At 63.9% G+C, this 13,619-nt stretch carries 15 protein-coding genes; 2 read left to right on the top strand and 13 right to left on the bottom strand.

Annotated features, from left to right (window positions below):
* Positions 1 to 169: 169 nt before the first annotated feature.
* Positions 170 to 823 (bottom strand): DUF7504 family protein, encoded by a 654-nt coding sequence (locus HUTA_RS12605; protein ID WP_015790294.1) that lies wholly within the window; start codon positions 821 to 823, stop codon positions 170 to 172.
* Positions 820 to 1,713: a GAF domain-containing protein gene (locus HUTA_RS12600; protein WP_015790293.1), complete on the bottom strand. Its 894-nt coding sequence runs from the start codon at positions 1,711 to 1,713 to the stop codon at positions 820 to 822. Before HUTA_RS12600 ends, HUTA_RS12605 begins: the two co-directional genes overlap by 4 nt.
* A gap of 343 nt (positions 1,714 to 2,056) precedes the next feature.
* Between HUTA_RS12600 and HUTA_RS12595 the strand changes: the two genes are divergently transcribed.
* Positions 2,057 to 3,154 (top strand): CapA family protein, encoded by a 1,098-nt coding sequence (locus HUTA_RS12595; protein ID WP_015790292.1) that lies wholly within the window; start codon positions 2,057 to 2,059, stop codon positions 3,152 to 3,154.
* A 98-nt stretch (positions 3,155 to 3,252) separates the two neighbouring features.
* Here the strand turns inward: HUTA_RS12595 and HUTA_RS12590 are convergent, their stop codons facing one another.
* The 3 genes from HUTA_RS12590 to HUTA_RS12580 form a co-directional block, all read right to left on the bottom strand.
* Positions 3,253 to 3,624 (bottom strand): Hsp20/alpha crystallin family protein, encoded by a 372-nt coding sequence (locus HUTA_RS12590; RefSeq protein ID WP_015790291.1) that lies wholly within the window; start codon positions 3,622 to 3,624, stop codon positions 3,253 to 3,255.
* Positions 3,625 to 3,749: 125 nt separating this feature from the next.
* Complete coding sequence (locus tag HUTA_RS12585) at positions 3,750 to 4,100, bottom strand: fluoride efflux transporter FluC (RefSeq protein WP_015790290.1); 351 nt, start codon at positions 4,098 to 4,100, stop codon at positions 3,750 to 3,752.
* Positions 4,097 to 4,477 (bottom strand): CrcB family protein, encoded by a 381-nt coding sequence (locus tag HUTA_RS12580; protein ID WP_015790289.1) that lies wholly within the window; start codon positions 4,475 to 4,477, stop codon positions 4,097 to 4,099. The genes HUTA_RS12585 and HUTA_RS12580 overlap by 4 nt, the downstream gene beginning before the upstream one ends.
* A gap of 401 nt (positions 4,478 to 4,878) precedes the next feature.
* Here HUTA_RS12580 and HUTA_RS12575 point away from each other — a divergent pair, with 401 nt between their 5' ends.
* Positions 4,879 to 6,201 (top strand): RNA-guided endonuclease InsQ/TnpB family protein, encoded by a 1,323-nt coding sequence (locus HUTA_RS12575; protein WP_015790288.1) that lies wholly within the window; start codon positions 4,879 to 4,881, stop codon positions 6,199 to 6,201.
* A gap of 14 nt (positions 6,202 to 6,215) precedes the next feature.
* Here the strand turns inward: HUTA_RS12575 and HUTA_RS12570 are convergent, their stop codons facing one another.
* From HUTA_RS12570 to HUTA_RS12535, 8 genes are all read right to left on the bottom strand, one after another.
* Positions 6,216 to 6,950: a protein-L-isoaspartate O-methyltransferase family protein gene (locus HUTA_RS12570; RefSeq protein ID WP_015790287.1), complete on the bottom strand. Its 735-nt coding sequence runs from the start codon at positions 6,948 to 6,950 to the stop codon at positions 6,216 to 6,218.
* Positions 6,951 to 7,029: 79 nt separating this feature from the next.
* A complete protein-coding gene (locus HUTA_RS12565) occupies positions 7,030 to 7,707 on the bottom strand; it encodes a protein-L-isoaspartate(D-aspartate) O-methyltransferase (RefSeq protein WP_015790286.1) in 678 nt (225 codons plus the stop codon).
* Between the two features lie 4 nt (positions 7,708 to 7,711).
* On the bottom strand, positions 7,712 to 8,359 hold the full coding sequence (locus tag HUTA_RS12560) for an HVO_0476 family zinc finger protein (protein WP_015790285.1): 648 nt from the start codon (positions 8,357 to 8,359) through the stop codon (positions 7,712 to 7,714).
* 89 nt (positions 8,360 to 8,448) lie between these two features.
* Positions 8,449 to 9,402 carry an aminopeptidase gene (locus HUTA_RS12555; RefSeq protein WP_015790284.1) on the bottom strand — a complete coding sequence of 318 codons (954 nt, stop codon included), beginning with the start codon at positions 9,400 to 9,402 and terminating at the stop codon, positions 8,449 to 8,451.
* 61 nt (positions 9,403 to 9,463) lie between these two features.
* The gene (locus tag HUTA_RS12550; protein WP_015790283.1) at positions 9,464 to 9,955 is read right to left on the bottom strand and encodes a metallophosphoesterase; all 492 of its coding nucleotides are present in this window, start codon (positions 9,953 to 9,955) and stop codon (positions 9,464 to 9,466) included.
* Positions 9,956 to 10,028: 73 nt separating this feature from the next.
* A complete protein-coding gene (locus HUTA_RS12545) occupies positions 10,029 to 10,538 on the bottom strand; it encodes a DUF3368 domain-containing protein (RefSeq protein ID WP_015790282.1) in 510 nt (169 codons plus the stop codon).
* A gap of 1 nt (position 10,539) precedes the next feature.
* Positions 10,540 to 10,830: a UPF0175 family protein gene (locus tag HUTA_RS12540; protein ID WP_015790281.1), complete on the bottom strand. Its 291-nt coding sequence runs from the start codon at positions 10,828 to 10,830 to the stop codon at positions 10,540 to 10,542.
* 78 nt (positions 10,831 to 10,908) lie between these two features.
* Complete coding sequence (locus tag HUTA_RS12535) at positions 10,909 to 13,497, bottom strand: efflux RND transporter permease subunit (protein WP_015790280.1); 2,589 nt, start codon at positions 13,495 to 13,497, stop codon at positions 10,909 to 10,911.
* Between the last annotated feature and the right edge of the window lie 122 nt (positions 13,498 to 13,619).

Genomic DNA, 13,619 nt, shown 5'->3' with positions numbered 1-13,619 from the left:
TCGGCAGGCGACGACCGTATCCGATGCGTCGGTGGCGACAGTCGGGTGTCGGCAGGGCTGGCGAGTCCGGCGGAGACTGCAAAGCGGTTCGCGGACGTGTCGAGGCCACAACCGTGGTGCGGGCCTCCCGGCCTCCCCAGGCCACGTGTCGGCCGTTCGACAAGCGTTGTCACAGTGTGATGTCGACAGGCCCCTTGCTTCCCGGGACGCCAGAGAGGTGCAGTGTCGCCGTTTGGGGCCCTGTTTGCTCGACGTCGATGCGGATATTGAACGACGTCTCCATGCCCGTGACCATGCTGTCGACGTCAGTTTCGAGCTCGGCGCTTCGATCGATCGCCACAACACCGATTCCGTCACCACGGCGGAGCTCCGTCAGGAAGTTCGAATTGAGAAACCGGTAGACAGAGCGTGTATCGTCAAGTTCGGACACGATCGTCGAGCAGAGAAAGATACCGGACCGGAACCGGGCCGTGGACTGTTGGGATGTCCCAACGAGGTTCGAAAACTGCATCCCGACTTGCGTAATGTCTTTCAGGTCGTCGATGGTTGAAACATCCGCACCGCGTCCCGGACCCTCGGCGGTCAGTATCGAGGCACGCGAGCCCGCGCCATCGCGTGCGTCGTCGAGCAGTCGCTGGATCGAACGCCCGCCAGCGTTCGTCGCAAGCACGACACTGCGTTCGTCCGCATCGGCAGCGACGAGCCGGGCAAACACCGTCTTCAGTGCGGTGGTGTCGTCGCCGACCAGCAGGATGGATTGTCCGCTTTCGATATCGTCGATCGGGAGCTGGGCGGTCTCGAAGGCGTCGTTGCGGAGGCTCATTGGTGGACCTCCACGTCCTGATTGTCGAGGACGGACTGGCGCAGTTCCAGAATTTCCATCGCCGTGTCGGCGAACTGTTCGAGGTCGTGCTTTTCTTTCGCAGTGTAGCGCCGTGGCTCGTGCCCGAGAGCACACACCTGCCCGATGACGTGGCCATCGGAACTGGTCATGTTCGCCCCGGCGTAGGAGACAATGCCGAGGTTTTCCAACTGTTCGTTTTTGTTGAATCGCTTATCGTTGGCAATGTCTTCGACAACCATCACGTCTTCCTGGAGCATACTGTGCGTACAGATCGTATCTTCACGCGTCAACGAGTCCCAGTCCCCACCGGTACAGGCGAGGAAGTTCTCTTCGTCCTCCTCGATGAGGCCAACGAACGCGACTGCGACATCGAAGTGTGCCGTGATGAGGTCCGTTAGGCGCTCAAAACTCTCTTCGATTGGCAATGAGTCGATGTCATACTGGTCGAGTGCGTCGAGTCGTTCGTCCTCGTTGTCGGGGGTGAGAAAGCCAACTTGGGCACTATGATCGATGACGTCGTTGACGATAAATCCCAGCCGGTCAGTCGCATCCGGGATATCCCGGTTGAGATACTCGACGAGTACCTCCTCGACGGAGTTCGTATCGATTTCGGCCGGCGAAACATCCGTGAAGAGGACAACTGGCGTCTGTGGAGTCTGTTCACGAACTGCCTGTATAACATCCATCCCGGTTCCATCAGCGAGGTCGTACGCGGTGACGACACCAACAACCGGTTCGCTGCCGATAACGTCCAACGCATCCTCGACAGATCTTGCTTCAATTGCAGTGAGATTGTCTTCAGTCTCAACTGCTGTCGAGACTGTCGAAATCCGAGCGTCCGTATCGACGCATAAGACTGTACGATCCATCACCTCATCCGAAGACAGAATCGCATAAATAGACAGGCTTCCAGTTATCACAGATGATTTTGTTTGCTCTTGTCGACCACGTTTTTGTGGGTGGCGACGATGTTAAGAATCGTACCGGCACTCTCTTTATTGATAAGAAGGGAAATGAGCTGGACCGGTAGCGACGGATCGACTGTCGGCAGTGGCCGGCATCTGGATCTGCTCGATCTCGGCGAGTCAATGTGGCCAGACAATGCGGATTCCGGCAATGACAATGATTATCACGCGGACGGCCACCCTATTGGCCAAGATGGATCGCGCCGGTGACGGAGTCATAAAGGCAATCGTGCTGTAATGCCCACTTATGCGCTGGACTCGTCGCGGATTGTTGGCGGCAGGGGCGACGGCCCTGGGAGGCTGTGCGAGCGACACCGAAACGCAGAGTCGACGTGACGAGGACAGGTCCAGAGCATCTGCCACCGTCGGCTTCGTCGGCGATGCCATGCTTGGACGGGGTGTGAACGACCGCTGGACCGACAACGAGGCCGCGGGCGTCTGGGGATCCACCATCGAGCGACTACAAGCCCTTGACGGACTCGTGGTGAACCTGGAGTGCTGTATCGCCAGCCCCGAGAAGGGCGAGCGATGGCCGGGCAAGACCTACTACTTCCGGGCCGAGCCCGACTTCGCGGTACCAGCACTCGAAGCAGCGAACGTCTCGGTCGCCGCACTCGCCAACAACCACGTGCTTGACTTCGGTGAGTCGGGCCTCCAGAGGACGCTCGCTCACCTCGATAATGCAGGCATCGCCCACACTGGGGCAGGGCCAAACCGCGGTACTGCGCTCGAACCCGCCGTCTTCGACCCGAGCCTGACCATCGCGGTGATCTCGCTCACCGACCGGTGGGCCGCCTACGCCGCAGGTGAGCACAGTCCCGGCACAGCCCACACGCCACTCGATCGCTCGGCAGGTTCGACGCGTGCCATCGTTCAAAACACCCTCGAGCGCGTCGAAACGGCCGATCCCGACCTCGTCGTCGCGTCACTGCACTGGGGGTCCAACTGGGAGACGTCCCCGAGTCCAACCCAGCAGGCCTTCGCCCGGTGGCTCGTCGAGCAGGGCGTGGACGTGGTCCATGGCCATAGCGCTCACGTGCTCCAGGGCGTCGAAGTGTACCAGGGCCGCCCAATTATCTACGACGCCGGCGACTTCGTTGACGACTACATTCACAAAGACGGACTGCACAACAAGCGCAGCGCGCTGTTCGAGCTGGTCGTGACCGACGGTCGTCTCGACGAGCTCCGGCTCGTCCCAGTCGAGATCGAGAACAAAGCTGTCTCTCTGGCTGATGCGGACGTTTCTCGGTGGGTGCACGAGACGATAGCCGAGCGTTCGGAGCCGTTCGGCACCAGATTCGAACGGACCGACGACGGCGCGGTCGTTCCACTGGGATCGTGCTGACTCGCCGTGACCACCGTTTCGAGGAACTCGAATGGGTGGGAGCCACGACCTCGGGAAAATATGCCCCGAGACGAAGCGGGGACGACGGATCAGCCGTATCAGGCCTGCACCTCGATCTCCTTGCCGCGGGTGGTCGCACCTGCCATCACCGGTAACCGGACTTCGAGGATGCCATTGTCGTACTCGGCCGCGATCGCCTCGTCGTCGATGGTCTTCGGGAAGCGGAACCGACGGTGGTAGGTCCGACGCTGGTCGCGCCCATCGTCCTCATGTTCGGCTGCAATGTTGAGGACCCCATCGTCCCACGTCACGGAGATCTCTTCCGGGTCAAATCCCGGCAACTCGACGCTGAGGACGAACTCATCGTCCTCCTCGTACAGTTCGTAGTCGCTACTACTTGTTTCGAACAGTCGACTCGGGAAATCCATGCTCTGCATCCAGGAGCTGGCTGGGCTCGTGGGCAGTGCCATGGCTGATCACCTCGAATGCAGTTGATGATTGTCCGCGGTTCATAATAAATTTTGCGTGGATTGTGTATTCATGCCATAGCAACCGAACACCACCAGACAACAGCGCACTGAACCGACGGGAGTGTTCATCCCAGGACGATACCGACCAGCAGCGACCCCAAACCGACGGCGACCAGTGCGGCGACGAGGTGGACTGACGCGTTGGCGAGGGCGCGACGCTGTTTCCCGGTCTCGTAGAGCCGGACAGTCTCGAAGGCGAACGTCGAGAAGGTCGTGAACGCGCCACAGAAGCCGGTCCCGAACGCCAGCGCGACCGGGTCACCGACCGGCGCGGCCACGATCGTCCCCAACAGGAAGCTTCCGATGACGTTGACGGCGAGCGTATCGGCGTAGTCAGTTTCGACGCGCTGGCCGACCAGGTGCCGGGCGAGTGCGCCCAGTGTCCCACCGACCCCGACGAGGATGGCCGGATTCATACGAGCCCCCGGGTGACCGCGCGGCCGGCCAGGACACCCGCGATACCCAGCCCGTAGTTCGCCAGAACGTTCCCGGCGGCGAGTGTCGGCGAGAGTGCAGCCGTCTCGACCGCGAAGGTGCTGTAGGTCGTAAACGACGACAGAAAGCCGGTGCCGGCGAGCAACCGTGTTTCGGGCGCGATCGCGTTCGCCAGGTGACGCTCGTACAGCAGGACACCCAGCCCGAAACTCCCCAGTGCGTTGGCAGCGAGCGTGCCGTGGATCGCCGACGGCATCCCCATCGCGAAGGCGTATCGAAGGATCGCACCGGCGAACCCGCCGACGGCGATCAACACCAGCGGTTCGACTCGCGCGAGCGAGTGACTCTCACCTGCCATTGGCTGGGTTTCGCCAAGTGGGCACTCTTAGGTTACGATACAGCCGCTGCGGTCGCCGAGTCCCGGAGCTCAGCAGTTTCGAGGCGGAGCCTCCGGCCTCAAGTCGAGAGGGACCGGAGCCCCCTCTGACCATTCGAACGGACGCTTCGCGTCCGTGAGAAGAGAGAGAAGAGTTCCGACGCCAGTCGGAAGGACGACGCGAGTAGGCCGGAGAGGACAGAGCGGGACTGAAGGTCCCGCAGGCAGTCGGACGTAGTCCGACGACAGCGAGGCGCTACGCGCCTCGGGCCGTGCGAGCGGGCGAAGCCCGCACGCAGAAGCCGAAAACTCCGGCACAAACCACGTACCGTCGTCGGCTTTTCTCCCAAATGCTAATAAATCACCAGCCATACATCTGACGTATGGAGGTGCGGCGCACTGTCCCCGTGAAACTCGACGTGGACAGTGACGACACCGCACTTCTCCGCGAGACAATTGCTGAGTTTCTGTGGGCCGCCGACTACGTCGTTGACCACGCTTGGCAGGGCGACTACAAGACGACCAGTAAGGCACAGTTGCAGGAGGAAACCTACGACGACGTGCGAGAACAAACGCGGTTGCACGCGAATCTCGTCCAGAACGCTCGCAACAAGGCCGCCGACGCCGTACAGGGCGTCGTCGCCCGCTGGAAACAGGGCGAGTACGCTGGCAAACCACACTTCTCGAAGCCGACTGTCGTCTACGACAAACGGTGTGCGACCTTCCACGACGACCACGTTTCCCTCGCCACGATAGACGGACGTATCGAAGTCGAGTACGTCCTGCCGGACGACGACCGCGACACGCCCCACAGCCGGTATCTCGACAGCGACGATCACGAGGTGACGAGTGCGGAACTTCACAACAAGGACGGCGAGTGGTTCCTTCATCTCCGCACAAAGGCGGAGGTGGAGTCTGACACGCCGAAACAGGCAACGACCGGGCACAGCACAGTCCTCGGCATTGACCTCGGCGTAAACCAACTCGCCGTCACTTCAACGGGCACGTTCTGGAGCGGTCACGAGTTCGACCACTGGCGGCGCGAGTACGAGAAACGGCGCGCCTCACTCCAGCAATGCGGAAGCCGTCACGCTCACGAGAACATCCAGTCGGTCGGGCGCAAAGAGACGGGGCGGTTCAAGATGATGCTCCACCGGATTGCAAACGGTATCATCGAAGAAGCCGCCGAGAACGGTTGTACGGTCATCGCCTTTGAGGAGCTGACCGGCATCCGTGGCCGGCTCTCTGGTGCCTCGTGGGGGCACAAGTGGGCATTTGAGCGGTTGTACGAGTACGTCGAATACAAGGCCGAACTCCACGGTATCGATGTAGAGCAGGTGGACCCGGAGAACACCTCACGGCGTTGTTCACACTGTGGGTTCACGCACCCGGACAACCGCGACAGCGAGGACTTCGAGTGCCTGAAATGCGGGTACGAGAACCACGCCGACTACAACGCCGCCAAGAATATCGGACTGCGGTATCTCCGTCGTAACCAAACTGGGGACGGCGGAGGCGCACCCGTAGGCGTGCGCTTGAATCGCGGGACGTTGAACGCGAACGGAGAATATGAACCTCCTGCCGGAAATTCCGGCCAGAGCGGGAGTCCACGCGAAAGCTCCAGTGGAGGCTCACAGCCTCCACGTCGTCAGACCTCGTCTGACGGAACCCTCAACGAAGCGAGGTCGTCAGACCGAGCGAAGTAGGGTGGGGTAGTTTACTAGCCGTCCCAGTCGATCCAGTCCTGTTCCCAGCCGGTCCTCGATTGGGCGGCTTGCTGGGCGCGCTCGCGGTCCTCGCGGTGGGTCCGGTTGCGCTCGACGGCACCGCTTTGCTCGCCCTCGACGAGCAACGGGGCGAAGGCGACACCACCGTGGCGCTGACAGACTTCGCCGCCCTCGACGGTCACGAGCGTCTGGTCACGCGCTCCCAGGGGCATGACCAGTCGGCCGTCGGGGGCCAGCTGGTCAAGGAGTGCGCGCGGGGGGTTCACTGCCGCCGCTTCGAGCAGAATCCGATCATACGGTGCGTACTCGGCCAGCCCCTCACTGCCGTCCCGACAGTCGACGAGGACGGCGTCGTAGCCGGCGGTGGCGAGATTCTCGCGAGCCTCGTACACCACCCGGCGGGTGATGTCGACGGCGTGGACGCGCTCGGGGCCCACGATCTCCGCCGCGAGCGCGGCCGTGTATCCAATGCCTGCGCCGACGATCAGGACCGAATCGTCGGGTTCGGGTGCGAGCGCGTCGAACAGTCGGGCGACGGTACTCGGTGCGAGAACCCGCGTTCCGAGTCGCTCGGTCTCGCGATCGGCGTACGCCGTGCGGTCGTCATCGAAGAAGTCGTGGCGCGGGACAGTTCCCATCGCACTTGCCACGGCTGCCTCGCTGAGGAGGCTCTCACGCCGGTGGCGGAGCCCGTCGACCATGTCCTCGCGCAACACCGCCCGGTCCATACGCGAGATTGCGACTGCACCCTAATGAACGTCGCGCTCGCCGGCGGTTCGAGACGGCAATCCCGCTCCGACGACCCGGCTACGTCCCGCCTTGCATCTGAACGAAGCGCACACCGCCGAAGGTCTCGCGTTCGGTCGAGCCATCCGGACGTTTCTGAATCCGGACGAGCGTCTGGCGACGGTCGCCGATCGGCCCGAGGAAGATTCCGCCCGGTCGAAGCTGATCGAGAAGCGCGTCCGGCACTGCACTGGCCGCCGCGGTCAGGTACGCCCGGTCGTAGGGCGCGTGTTCGGGCCAGCCGTCGTGGCCGTCACCGACAGTGATCGAGATGTCCCCATAGCCGAGTTTGGCGAGTCGATCACGCGCGCGCTCGGCCAGTGAGGAATGGTACTCGACGCTGTAGACGTTCTCCCCGCCCACGACCTCGGCGGTGACGGCCGCATGATACCCACAGCCGGTACCGATCTCCAGTACCGCCTGGCCGGGTTCGAGTTCGAGGCAGTCGACCATGATGGCCACCATGTGCGGCGCACTGATGGTCTGGCCCTCGCCGATCGGCAGCGGCCGGTCGGCGTAGGCGTGTCGACGTTTGCTTTCGGGGACGAACTCGTGGCGAGGGACGGCAGCCAGGGCATCGAGCGCACGCTCGCTGACGCGCTCGCGCTTTCGGAGTTGCTCGATCAACTCGTCGCGCTGGCGCTCGAAACCGCTCTCGCCATCACCGGACCCCTCACCGCCGGAGTCCCACCAGCCCATGCTCTCACCACGCCGACCAGGCGTCGCTGGTCTCGTCGCGGAGATACAGCCGGTTGATGTCCTTTGCGAAGGCTTTGTCGTTGTCGTGATCGAGTTTCTCGTGTTGGTACCCGACGGCGTCGTCCCGGAGGTGGATGCCTTCAACGGTGAAGGAAAGGTCGCCGAGGTCGTCGGTCGCGCCGACGACGAACTCGTAGTCGCCGGGGACGTGCAACTGCTCGCTGCGGGTCTCGTCGCGGCCACCCGACTTGGGGTGGACGGTCGCGTTGACGGCGACGTTGCCGACCGCACGCGTCCAGATCGTCTCGACGTCTTCGGTCTGAGCCTCCTCGACGCGACCCTCCGCGAGTTCGAGACTCGTGATCCGGACGGTCATGATCGCCTCCTCGGTCTCTAAGAGGAACTCCTCGCCGACGGCCAGGGTCTCCTCGGCCGGCGGCTCCGTCGTCGATTTGAATGATTCGCCGTCCTGGGAGACGACAACGTCGCGCTGGACCGTCTGCTCCTCGGGGAGGGACGTCTTGTGGACGTGATCGCACTCCGTACATCGGACCGTTGCCTGCCCGCCAGTCGAAAGCACCTCGTGGACCGTCTCCAGATCCGGCGAGCACGCCGGACAGGGGAGCCCCACTCGCTGTGAAGATTCGCTCATGGTCGTTGGTACTCGGTGGGAACGTAAAAGGTCGCCGTCAGCGCGCCGGGCCGGCGATCCGCGTCGCGAGCCCCGATCACCCCTCGGAGCTACGGCGTCGGCAAGTCGATCTCCTCGCCGTCGGCGTACACTGTCGGATTCCGGAGGATCCCGTCGAGGTGAATCGGCGCGTCGGTGTCCCCGCCGATGCCGGCGTCGTCACCGACTGCGAAGTGGACAGTGCCGCCGGCTTTCTCGTCTAAGAGGACCGAGCCGACGAGCTGGACGACCCCGACGTTGGTTCCGATACCGAGTTCCGCGAGGTTGTACGCATCCCGGCCGACCTCCTCGGCGGCGGTTTCGACCTGCTCGCGGATCGTGTCGTCGTCGATCGACGTAACGTACCCGTCCTCGACTTCGAGGCGGATCGACTGTGCCTTATCGAGCAGCCCATGGGGTGCCATCGTCCCCGTGACCACGATTGTCCCGTCGGCAGTCTCCGGGCTCAGAAATATCTCGCCCGCGGGAAGGTTCGACAGCTGGCCGGGTTCGTGGACGATCCCGGTGTCGAGTTGCCACTCCCTGTCGCCGGGGGTGACTGTGATGTCGGTACCCTGTGGCGACGTAACGCGGAGTTCCGCGGCGTCTTCGACGGCGTCGAGCAGTCGCTCACTCGCCGCGTGGATCTCCGTATAATCGACGTCCAGACCGGTCGTGAAGACCTCCTCAGTGATCCCTGGCAGCGTCGCAACCCGTGCGCCGGCGTCGGTCGCGTCGGTCCGCGCCCGGGTGTGGGTGAGACTCTTGGTCGTCGGCGCGAGCACGACATCGGCACTCGCCATCGCCGTCGCCACCGGTTCCGGCGGTTCCTCGCCGTGCTGATCGCCCGGCGGGTACTGGATGATCATCGCGTCGTCTGTCGTCTCGCTGGCGACCGCATACAGCGCCTCGCCGATCGGCCGGCGCTCGTCGTCGGTCACGATCAGACACGACTCCCCGCTTTCGAGGGCCAGACACTGCAACACTGCGGTCTCGGCCGGGCCACGTAGTCCTGTATCGCTCATAGCACCCGATACGGCGGGGGGAGAATAGTGTGTTTCGTCCGCGGGTCTCCACGATCGGGTTTCAATCGAGTTCGAACGCCTCGATCCCACCCGTCTCGGTGTCGACGACGAGCGCAGCCGGCGGGTTCGGGGCCTGCGGGATCGGAACCCCGCCGGGATTGAGCCGGACCGTCCCGTCGCGTTCCTCGCTGACTCGTTCGTGGGTGTGGCCGTGGAGGACGTAGTCGTAGCTCCCTGACTCGACCAGCGCGTCGACGATGGCGTCGCTGGTCCCATGATAGACCGCAAAATCAACCCCGTCAAACGTCAACTCACCCATCTCCTCCAGGTAGGTCCCGAACGCCTCGACCGTGTCGGCGAGTGCCCACTCGCCGTCGTTGTTGCCGCGGACGGCGTAGAAATCGAAGTCCGCGTCGAAGGGCGTCGCCGAAAACGGCGCGACGATGTCGCCGCAGTGGATCACGGCTTCGACATCCTCGACGATGAAGCGCTCGACTGCTCGCTCGATCACGTCGCTTGCGTCGTGCGTGTCCGCGATGACGCCGATTTTCATGGTAGATGGCGGTACGGATGGGGTGGTGAAAACGGTTGGCGACCATGATCTCACTGTCGACGCCGGACCGGGCTCAGGCGAGATCCTCGATGCGGCGAAGGAGTTTCGCATATAAGTCCGGCGCGCAGTACCAGCCGGCATCGACCATCGCGTCGATGGTCTCGCGTGCCTCCTCGGCAGTGATCGCGTCTCGCTTGAGTGATCGAAGCACGAGGTATGCCGTCCCCCGCGTCTCGATCCCCTCGGCGGCGGCCACGTCGCGACCGTACTGTTCGTCCATGACACCGGTCCCGTCCCGGGCTGCTGCCAGCGCGAGGACTGCGGCGTCCGCCTCGCTGAGACTGTCGTTCGCTGCCAGGCGTTCGAAGGAGGCCGTTCGTTCCACCGTCGCGACAGTCAGTACGTCGTCCTCGACGGCGCGCTCGACGCGCCTGGCGTCGGCGTGACCCGCGTCGAGGCCGACCGTGACGACCTCGTCGTAGACGCGTTCTGGAACCAATCGATCGTCTTCGAACTCGGTGAGCATCCCGAGTCGATCGACAGTCGCGAGATAGATCAACGGCGTCGCATCGAAGACGTACATCTCAGAGAGAGTCGATATCGTCCGCTAGGTGATCGTCGGCGACCCAGGTCACGTCCCGTTCCTCGAGCAGACGGGTGAAGTCCCACACCGACATGTCCGCGAGTTCGGCCGCCCGCGAGAAGGAGATATCACCGGCCTCGAATCGTTCGATCGCCCGATCGCGTCGCCAGTCTTCGAGCCCCTCCGCAAGGAGCTTCCGAACGGCCGTACTCCGGTCGAGACGCTCCTCCTCGAGGTACATCTCCAGTTCGTCCTCGAGATCGTCGGGGACGCGCGCCGAAATCGTTCCCATGCCGTTTACTTTGCACACAATATATACGAATCTTTCGACTAGTTGTTTCGAAGGGGGCGACGAAACCGACTGACGAACTCAGTCCGAACGCAGCCCGCTAGCAACCACTCGTTCCCGGAGGACGAGCAGGCCGGGCAACATCGTGACGACGGCAACGAACGCGAAAATGATCGCCAGCCCGGTCACGATGCCGAAGCGCCGGAGCGGTGGCGACAGCGCGAATGCCAGGACGCCGAAGGCCGCAGCCGTCGTCGCCGCGCTCGCGAGCAAGGTCCCGCCGGTGCCGGTGATCGTCCGCCGGAGCGCCTCAGTGAGGGTGTCGCGTTCCGCCCGTTCGGCCATGAAGCGCTCGCCAGCGTGGATGCTGTAGTCCACGCCCAGCCCGATCGCGAGGCTCGTGATGACGGCCGTCTCGCTGTTGAAGGAGATTTCCAGCGCGGCCATCGCGCCGAGCAGCCACGCCAGCGAGACCACGACGGGCGCGAGCACCAGCGCGCCGAGCGACCACGACCCATAGCGCAGGCCGAACAGCCCGGTGGCGAACACCAGGATAACCACCAGCGTCACCGCGAAAGCTTCGACCAGGGTCTCCAGCAGTGCGTCCTGAATCACGGCGGTCGAGACCGGCGCGCCCGTCGCGACGGCAGTGATCTCGGTCGTCTCGGCTTCGATCCCCTCGGCGAACGTCCGCGTGTCGTCGGCGATGGTCTGGGCCGATTCGCTGGAGCGAACCGAGAGCACGAGTCGCGCCGACGTGATCTTGCCGTCATCGGACCGACTCAGGACCTGCGAGGCGGCCGCCTCGTCGGCGTCGAACAGCGCGGCGTAGACCGTATTGACGTTCTCGTCGGGCAGGCCGTCGTCGTTCGCGTCGTTGCGCTCGACAAGCGACGCGAACGTCGCATTGTCGCTTGCGACTGCACGGATCGCGGTGTGGGGACCGTCGAGTGCTGCCCGGCCGTCCGGCCGGAGCTGGATGGAGCTGTCTTCGGGGACTGACCCGGCCGCATCGTCGAGTGTCGACAGGAGTGTCCCCTCGGCCAGTCCGTCCCCACGTATCAACACCTGTGACTGGCCGCCCTCCCCGCGGAGCTGGAAGTTGTCGCTGAGGTACGCGAAGTCATCGGCGATAGTGTAGGTGTCGGGAGCGAGTGGCCCAGGAAGCGACTTGGCCCACTCCGGCGCGTCGGTCGGCAGGAAGTCGGCCTCGTTGAACTCCGTGTCGATGGTCGTCGCGCCGTAGGCCCCGACGGTCCCCAGCAGGAGCGCCACGACGACGATCACCACGGGGGCGCGCATGGTGACCGAGCCGAGTTTCGCGAGGACCGCGTTCGCACTCCCGCCACCGACGCCGAAGGCTGGTTTGGCCCGGCTCCGACCGAGCCGGTTCTCGACGATCGAATCGACTTCGATCTTGAGCGCGGGCAGGAAGACGCCGAAGGCGACGAATGTGGCGAATATCCCGCCGGCACTCAGCACTGCAAAGTCTCGTATCGCCGGCAGTGGACTGACGACGTTCGAAAGGAAGCCGACACCGGTCGAGACAGTCGCCGCCGCGAGCGCTAGGACGACGCTGCCGAGGCCGACCGCCATCGCGGTCCGGATGGATCGGTTCCCGATTTCGGTCGTCTCGCTCGACGAACCGGCCTCAAGCGTCCCCGCGCGGGCCTCCCGGTAGCGCATCACGACGTGGAGGGCGTAGTCGATACTCAGCCCGATCAACAGGAAGGGAACGGCGATCAGGATGACGTTCATCGGGATCGCGAGCCAGCCCATCAGCCCCACGAGCCACGCCAGGACGATCCCGATCCCGACGAACGCAAGCAGGATGTCGAGGACATCGCGGTAGGTGATCCCCAGCACCAGCACGATCAGGGCGAGCGCAAAGGGGGTGATGATCGTGAAGCTGTCGCCCGTGGCCCGCGTGGAGGCGTCGTCCTGGATGCCCTGGCCGAAGACGAACGCGTCGGCGAAGCGGTCCTCGACCATTCTGTCGATCGCCACCTGGGCGTCGTAGGCCACCTGCGGATCGCTATTCTCGCCACTCGCGTCGACCTGGCTGATCAAGGTCAGTCGAGCCTCGGCCCGGGTCTCGCCCGGTTCGTAGTCGCGAGGCAGGAACGCGTAGGGATCGCGTTCCGTCAGCGACGATCCCTCGGGATCGAGCACCCGGGCGAGCAGCTGTTTGACTTGTGTGTCGGTCCGATCTTCGAGAGCCGCGATCTGTTCGGACAGCGACGGCGGCTTGGCGGGCGGCGGTCCACCGTCGGCGGTCGCGTCGGCGTAGACGGCAGCCGTCCCGACGAGGTTCTCGATGCCGATCAGTCCTGGCTCGGCGAGCGTTTCGCTGATCGAGTCGTCGGTTCTGACGGTCTGCTGCAATCGAAGTCCCTCGAGCAACGAGTCTCTCGTGAGAACGTCCCCGCCCTCGTCGCGAACGACGAGCTGTGCGGCGATCCCCTCGTTGCCCCCGTAGTTCTCCCGGACGAACGCGGCGGCGTCGGTCTCTGCGGTGTCGACCTGGAACTGGCCGACGCCGGCACTCCCCGTTTCGCCGACCGTCGTCCCAGCCGCGACGAGGATCGTCAGTGCCAGGACGGCGAGGACGACGAGTTTGCTGTGAGTGGCGATCCAATCCGCGTACCGGCGAGATAGCTTCCCTGTCATCGTGGGTAGTTCCGTGTTCGGCTGCGCGCCGGTCGATCCGCGTCGAGCACACCGGCTGGGTCCATAGGATGGGGTATCGGGACTATGGCTTAAGTGTTTGTAGAATCCTACTATATTTACTG

It is taken from the genome of Halorhabdus utahensis DSM 12940 (assembly GCF_000023945.1).
Classification (GTDB): Archaea; Halobacteriota; Halobacteria; order Halobacteriales; family Haloarculaceae; genus Halorhabdus; species Halorhabdus utahensis.
The sequence above is the reverse complement of the archived record's forward strand: the minus strand, read 5'-3'. Positions and strand labels throughout refer to the sequence as shown.

Coding starts and splice junctions, on each gene's coding strand:
- HUTA_RS12605 (WP_015790294.1), bottom strand. CDS start 823: ATGAGCCTCCGCAACGACGCCTTCGAGACCGCCCAGCTCCCGATCGAC.
- HUTA_RS12600 (WP_015790293.1), bottom strand. CDS start 1,713: ATGGATCGTACAGTCTTATGCGTCGATACGGACGCTCGGATTTCGACA.
- HUTA_RS12595 (WP_015790292.1), top strand. CDS start 2,057: ATGCGCTGGACTCGTCGCGGATTGTTGGCGGCAGGGGCGACGGCCCTG.
- HUTA_RS12590 (WP_015790291.1), bottom strand. CDS start 3,624: ATGGCACTGCCCACGAGCCCAGCCAGCTCCTGGATGCAGAGCATGGAT.
- HUTA_RS12585 (WP_015790290.1), bottom strand. CDS start 4,100: ATGAATCCGGCCATCCTCGTCGGGGTCGGTGGGACACTGGGCGCACTC.
- HUTA_RS12580 (WP_015790289.1), bottom strand. CDS start 4,477: ATGGCAGGTGAGAGTCACTCGCTCGCGCGAGTCGAACCGCTGGTGTTG.
- HUTA_RS12575 (WP_015790288.1), top strand. CDS start 4,879: ATGGAGGTGCGGCGCACTGTCCCCGTGAAACTCGACGTGGACAGTGAC.
- HUTA_RS12570 (WP_015790287.1), bottom strand. CDS start 6,950: ATGGACCGGGCGGTGTTGCGCGAGGACATGGTCGACGGGCTCCGCCAC.
- HUTA_RS12565 (WP_015790286.1), bottom strand. CDS start 7,707: ATGGGCTGGTGGGACTCCGGCGGTGAGGGGTCCGGTGATGGCGAGAGC.
- HUTA_RS12560 (WP_015790285.1), bottom strand. CDS start 8,359: ATGAGCGAATCTTCACAGCGAGTGGGGCTCCCCTGTCCGGCGTGCTCG.
- HUTA_RS12555 (WP_015790284.1), bottom strand. CDS start 9,402: ATGAGCGATACAGGACTACGTGGCCCGGCCGAGACCGCAGTGTTGCAG.
- HUTA_RS12550 (WP_015790283.1), bottom strand. CDS start 9,955: ATGAAAATCGGCGTCATCGCGGACACGCACGACGCAAGCGACGTGATC.
- HUTA_RS12545 (WP_015790282.1), bottom strand. CDS start 10,538: ATGTACGTCTTCGATGCGACGCCGTTGATCTATCTCGCGACTGTCGAT.
- HUTA_RS12540 (WP_015790281.1), bottom strand. CDS start 10,830: ATGGGAACGATTTCGGCGCGCGTCCCCGACGATCTCGAGGACGAACTG.
- HUTA_RS12535 (WP_015790280.1), bottom strand. CDS start 13,497: ATGACAGGGAAGCTATCTCGCCGGTACGCGGATTGGATCGCCACTCAC.